Genomic DNA, 5,373 nt, shown 5'->3' on the forward strand with positions numbered 1-5,373 from the left:
CGTCCCGCCCGTCCTTTTTGGACGGGCGGGACGCCCATCCCACTTTCAAGAGTGGAAGTTATTTAATTCTCATTCCTTAGTTTCCCGGTGCAATGTCTATTACGAACTTTTGTTAATTTCTCGCTGACAGCGGGGACGACAAGGTGTTCCTGTGCAAATAAAGCCTGCAGGCATATTTTTAAAGACGCTGCTGCGAGCTCCAATTAACGCATTTGCACCGATTTCTACACCAGGGCCAATGAAGCAGTCGGCGGCAATCCAAACGCCGTTATTAATGATAATAGATGCTGTGATTAAGCCAAAGGCTGGGTCTTGAGGGTCATGAGTGCCGGTGCAGAGGTAACTTTTTTGAGAAATGACGCAGTGTTTGCCGATCGCAATTCGATCGAGACTGTACAATACAACATCATCTCCGATCCAACTGTAGTCTCCGATTGCAATTTTCCAAGGATAGGTAAAACGAGCCGTGGGGCGAACGATCGCACCCCGACCTATTTTCGCTCCAAATAACCGCAGCAAGCCGCTTCTGATGCCGTTAAAAGGGTGTGGAGTGAGAGGAAATGCGATCGCCTGCACGAACCACCAAACCAAAATTAGCCAACCAGGCTTTCCTCGATCGAACTTTGATTGATCGTAGCGGCGCAAATCAACTAAAGATTCGCCTGTCAAAGTATTTGCGTGATAGTCGCTAATTGGGCGATCGTTTATTTGACAATTTGGGGAATTTGCGATCGGATTTTCCGGATCTTGGTGGGGATTTGGTATATAATCGGTCATTGATAGTTAATTTAATGTTTAATTTAAAATCGAGTTTAACCTTAAGGACTGCTGCATGACATTTCTAGTTAGGGACAATTTTGACTCAGAAAACGCCAAGGATATCGCACAATGCGAGAATACAAATCCCAGAATTGGCAAAGTGCGACTTTTACAAACAGCATTGGTACTGCTTAGCAGCTTTTTTGTAGCAGAGTTAATCGCCGCACTTAATTCTCATAGTTTGTCCCTATTAGCAGATGCGGGTCACGTTTTTTCAGATGTAGCAGCTTTAGCAATAACTTTGACAGCGACTTGGTACTCCTCAGTCAAACGCAAAAGTAAATCCGTAGATTGTACGATCGAATTGAGTTCGGGTACTATTCTTAAGAACAGGCAAGATGCCTGTTCCACAAACAGTGAATTGGCCGGTGGGGTGGGCATCCTGCCCGCCCGTAAAAAGCTAGTATTGAGATCGGGCAGTATTCTTAAGAACAGGCAAGATGCCTGTTCCACAAACAGTGAATTTGATTGTGGGGTGGGCATCCTGCCCGCCCGTGGAGAAATCATTGCTGCTTTAATTAATAGTATCAGTTTAGTGGCGATCGCCCTTTGGATTGCCGCCGAGTCGATCGGCCGTTTGCAGTCCCCAACCCCCGAAGTAGAAGGGCTGCCGATGTTAATTACCGCCATAGTCGGTTTAAGCATCAACTCGATTAATGCTTGTTGCTTGCATTCCTGCTGTCACGGCGACTTGAACCTCAAAAGCGCCTTTCTGCACGCAGTTGCAGACATTTTTTCGTCGGTTGGAGTAATTTTAGCTGCGATCGCCGTCGCGTGGCTGCACTGGAATTGGGCTGACGGTTTAATTAGCTTGCTAGTCTCTGCATCAATTATTTTATTAACTCTACCATTGCTAATCGAAAGCCTCCAATTGCTGCTAGGAAAAGTATCAGCAATATCCGCAAGTCAACAGCCTTGTGATTGCGAAAAAGTGAGCGCAGAAAAATTGCTTTTTCCATCCCTCGAAGAACTCATCAAATAACATCTCTTCATCTGCGTATATCCGCGTAGATTCCCTTAGATATGCAGTTAAAATACCTAAGTAATTAACAAGGGCGATATCTAGATTGTAAAGATAGCGTAAACCTTATTATGTCCTCATGGCAAAGATCCGACTTTTCCGACTTTAAGATCCGACTTTTCCGACTTTACAAAGGCAGGGGCCCGAAGCAATGATAGAGATAGGGGAAAGCCAACCCACGATGTCTAAATTGTAAAGAGATCGTAAATCTGGATGTTGTGTTGCGAAAGGTTAAATAAAAGTATGCTATAAAAGATATGTCTGTGGTATGATACATTTAAGTTGCATCTAATGTTATCGGATCCCATTCCCCCACGAGGCCAGTGAAACCTCACTTCATATCAGGACTACCCCGCTCAGGCTCTACTTTACTGGCTGCACTACTACGACGACAAAATCCCCGGTTTTACAGCGCTATGACTTCCCCTATTGGGGGCCCAAGTCGATCGAATGTTGTCAGCCATGAGCGAAGACAATCAGTTTTTCTTGTTCATTTTCCGTGAACAAAAGGCAACGGGCTAACAATTTTACCGATCGATTTATTTGAGCAATAAGACTAATAAATTATTCAGTCCTATGCAAGAGGACTTAAGCTTTGATGCGGGGGTTTCAACCCCGGCCAGACTTGGATGTAAACGATACATATAAAGGATTTCAGCAATTATGAACTTATCAACTATGAACAAGCAAATTATTTTCGTAGACTCTTCTGTACAAGATTATCAAAGCCTAATCCAAGGCATCGATCCCGCTCTAATTGTGATTTTAAAGGAAAATTTCAGCGCGATCGACCAAATTACTAACGCCTTGGCAGATCAAAAAGATATTGAAGCAGTTCATATAGTTTCTCACGGCAGCGAAGGCAGTTTAAAACTAGGTGCTGACATACTCAATGACAATAACCTAGAAACTTTCAGCGATCAGCTAAAACAGTGGGGAAATGCCCTGACAGCAAATGGCGATATCCTACTTTATGGCTGCGATGTAGCAGCCGGAGAAGTTGGAGAAAACTTCGTAAAGCGCCTGAGTGAAATAACCGGGGCGGATGTGGCAGCATCTACCAATAAGACCGGTAATGCAGCACTAGGGGGCGACTGGGAACTGGAAAAAACAACAGGGGCGATCGAAGCTGACCTCGCTTTTTCAGACGAAGCGCTCGCCACTTATCAAAGCGTCCTTACGCCTAAAAACACTGCCATTAATTTAACTGGCACGGGTTCCGTCAGCATTGCCAACTCATCCACATTTAACCTCACCAGTGCCATCACCGTAGAAGCGTCGTTTAAATCAAACGGCTTCAGCAAAGCGTGGGAAAGCATTATCAGTAAAGGTGATAGCTCCTGGCGAATTGCGCGGGGGGGCGGACCAACTGGAACCGGCAACAGCCTAGAATTTGCCCTTGGCACTGGTGCAGGCATACAAGCGCTCGTCGGCACCACCAACGTCAATGACGGGCAGTGGCACCATGTGGCTGCTGTCTATAACGGCTCGACCATGAGCCTGTACATCGACGGCGTTCTTCAGGGAACACTCAATGGCGTTGCTGCCATTCCCACCAATACTTTCGATGTCTTAATCGGTGCCAACCAGGAGGTCACAGGACGCAATTTTAACGGACAAATTGATGAAGTGCGCGTCTGGAATACCGCCCGCACTCAAGCCCAGATTCAGGGCAGTATAAATCAAAACATAGACCCCAACACAGCGGGGTTGCTGGGCTATTGGAAATTTGATGAAGCTGTAGGAACCACCGCAGTAGATGCCGCAGGCAGAAACAATGATGGCACGCTCAACAGTGCGACCTGGAGCAGCATAGAAGCTCCAAAAACCACGACTTTACAGTTAAATGGCAGCAATTCCGTCAGCATTGCCAACTCATCCACATTTAACCTCACCAGTGCCATCACCGTAGAAGCGTCGTTTAAATCAAACGGCTTCAGCAAAGCGTGGGAAAGCATTATCAGTAAAGGTGATAGCTCCTGGCGAATTGCGCGGGGGGGCGGACCAACTGGAACCGGCAACAGCCTAGAATTTGCCATTGGCACTGGTGGCACACAAGTGGTCGTCGGCACCACCAACGTCAATGACGGGCAGTGGCACCATGTGGCTGCTGTCTATAACGGCTCGACCATGAGCCTGTACATCGACGGCGTTCTTCAGGGAACACTCAATGGCGTTGCTGCCATTCCCACCAATACTTTCGATGTCTTAATCGGTGCCAACCAGGAGGTCACAGGACGCAATTTTAACGGACAAATTGATGAAGTGCGCGTCTGGAATACCGCCCGCACTCAAGCCCAGATTCAGGGCAGTATAAATCAAAACATAGACCCCAACACAGCGGGGTTGCTGGGCTATTGGAAATTTGATGAAGGAGCCGGCGTTACAGCGAGTGATATCAGTGGCACGGATAACTCTGGGACTCTCCAAAACGGAGCGACTTGGGTCACAGATACAATTCCTCCCACAGTAGCCCTGACTTCGGCCGCCGCCGCCACCGTCACCGCAGCGTTTCCCGTCACCGCCACCTTCAGTGAAAGCACAACCAACTTTATCGACACTGATATCACCGTCACCAACGGCACCGTCAGCGGCTTTAGTGGCACCGGCACCACCTACAACTTCACCGTCACCCCCACAGGGAGCGGCACAGTTACAGTTAACATCCCCGCCAATATAGCTACGGATGCCGCCGGCAACAACAATACAGCGGCCACTGCTTTGACGCGCACGGCCGACACCACAGCCCCCACCGCTGCCAGTTTCAGCCCCGCAGACAACGCCACCAGTGTTGCAGTTACTGCTGATTTAGTCGTCACCTTGAGTGAAGCCGTACAAAAAGGCACTGGCAATATTGTTATCAAGAAAACCGACGGCACGCTGGTTGAAACCATTGATGTCACCACACCCAATGTCACCGTTAGCGGTAGTAGCGTCACCATTAATCCACTGGCAGATTTAGCGCCCGGTACAGGTTACTACGTTGAAATTGGCGCCGGTGCGATTAAAGACTTAGCAGGTAATAATTATGTCGGCATTGCAGACGCAACTGCTTGGAATTTCACTACTGCTGTCGCCGTTGACACCACAGCCCCCACCGCTGCCAGTTTCAGCCCCGCAGATAACGCCACCAGTGTTGCAGTTACTGCTAATTTAGTCGTCACCTTGAATGAAGCCGTCCAAAAAGGCACTGGCAATATTGTTATCAAGAAAACCGACGGCACGGTGGTTGAAACCATTGATGTCACCACACCCAATGTCACCGTTACTGGTAGTAGCGTCACCATTAATCCACTGGCAGATTTAGCGCCCGGTACAGGTTACTACGTTGAAATTGGCGCCGGTGCGATTAAAGACTTAGCAGGTAATAATTATGTCGGCATTGCAGACGCAACTGCTTGGAATTTCACTACTGCTGTCGCCGTTGACACCACAGCCCCCACCGCTGCCAGTTTCAGCCCCGCAGATAACGCCACCAGTGTTGCAGTTACTGCTAATTTAGTCGTCACCTTGAATGAAGCCGTCCAAAAAGG

3 protein-coding genes are annotated in these 5,373 nt (G+C 48.1%); 2 read left to right on the plus strand and 1 reads right to left on the minus strand.

Annotated features, from left to right (window positions below; translation table 11 throughout):
- Positions 1–99 precede the first annotated feature (99 nt).
- Positions 100–777 carry a hormogonium polysaccharide biosynthesis acetyltransferase HpsU gene (gene hpsU / locus QUA00_RS36075; RefSeq protein ID WP_333413357.1) on the minus strand — a complete coding sequence of 226 codons (678 nt, stop codon included), beginning with the start codon at positions 775–777 and terminating at the stop codon, positions 100–102.
- A gap of 55 nt (positions 778–832) precedes the next feature.
- On the opposite strand from hpsU, the gene QUA00_RS36080 reads away from it, so the two are divergent.
- Together QUA00_RS36080 and QUA00_RS36085 are read left to right on the plus strand one after the other, a co-directional pair.
- Positions 833–1,801, plus strand: coding sequence for a cation diffusion facilitator family transporter (locus QUA00_RS36080; protein WP_333413359.1), 969 nt, complete (start codon positions 833–835; stop codon positions 1,799–1,801).
- A 702-nt stretch (positions 1,802–2,503) separates the two neighbouring features.
- Positions 2,504–5,373 (plus strand): DUF4347 domain-containing protein (locus tag QUA00_RS36085; RefSeq protein WP_333413361.1); only part of this gene is annotated, 2,870 nt, incomplete at its 3' end.

The organism is Microcoleus sp. T2B6, assembly GCF_036700475.1.
In the GTDB taxonomy this organism is placed as follows: Bacteria; Cyanobacteriota; Cyanobacteriia; order Cyanobacteriales; family Microcoleaceae; genus Microcoleus.

What these genes read in the sequence shown, in the direction of transcription:
- hpsU (WP_333413357.1), bottom strand. Translation starts at nt 777, where the DNA reads ATGACCGATTATATACCAAATCCCCACCAAGATCCGGAAAATCCGATC.
- QUA00_RS36080 (WP_333413359.1), top strand. Translation starts at nt 833, where the DNA reads ATGACATTTCTAGTTAGGGACAATTTTGACTCAGAAAACGCCAAGGAT.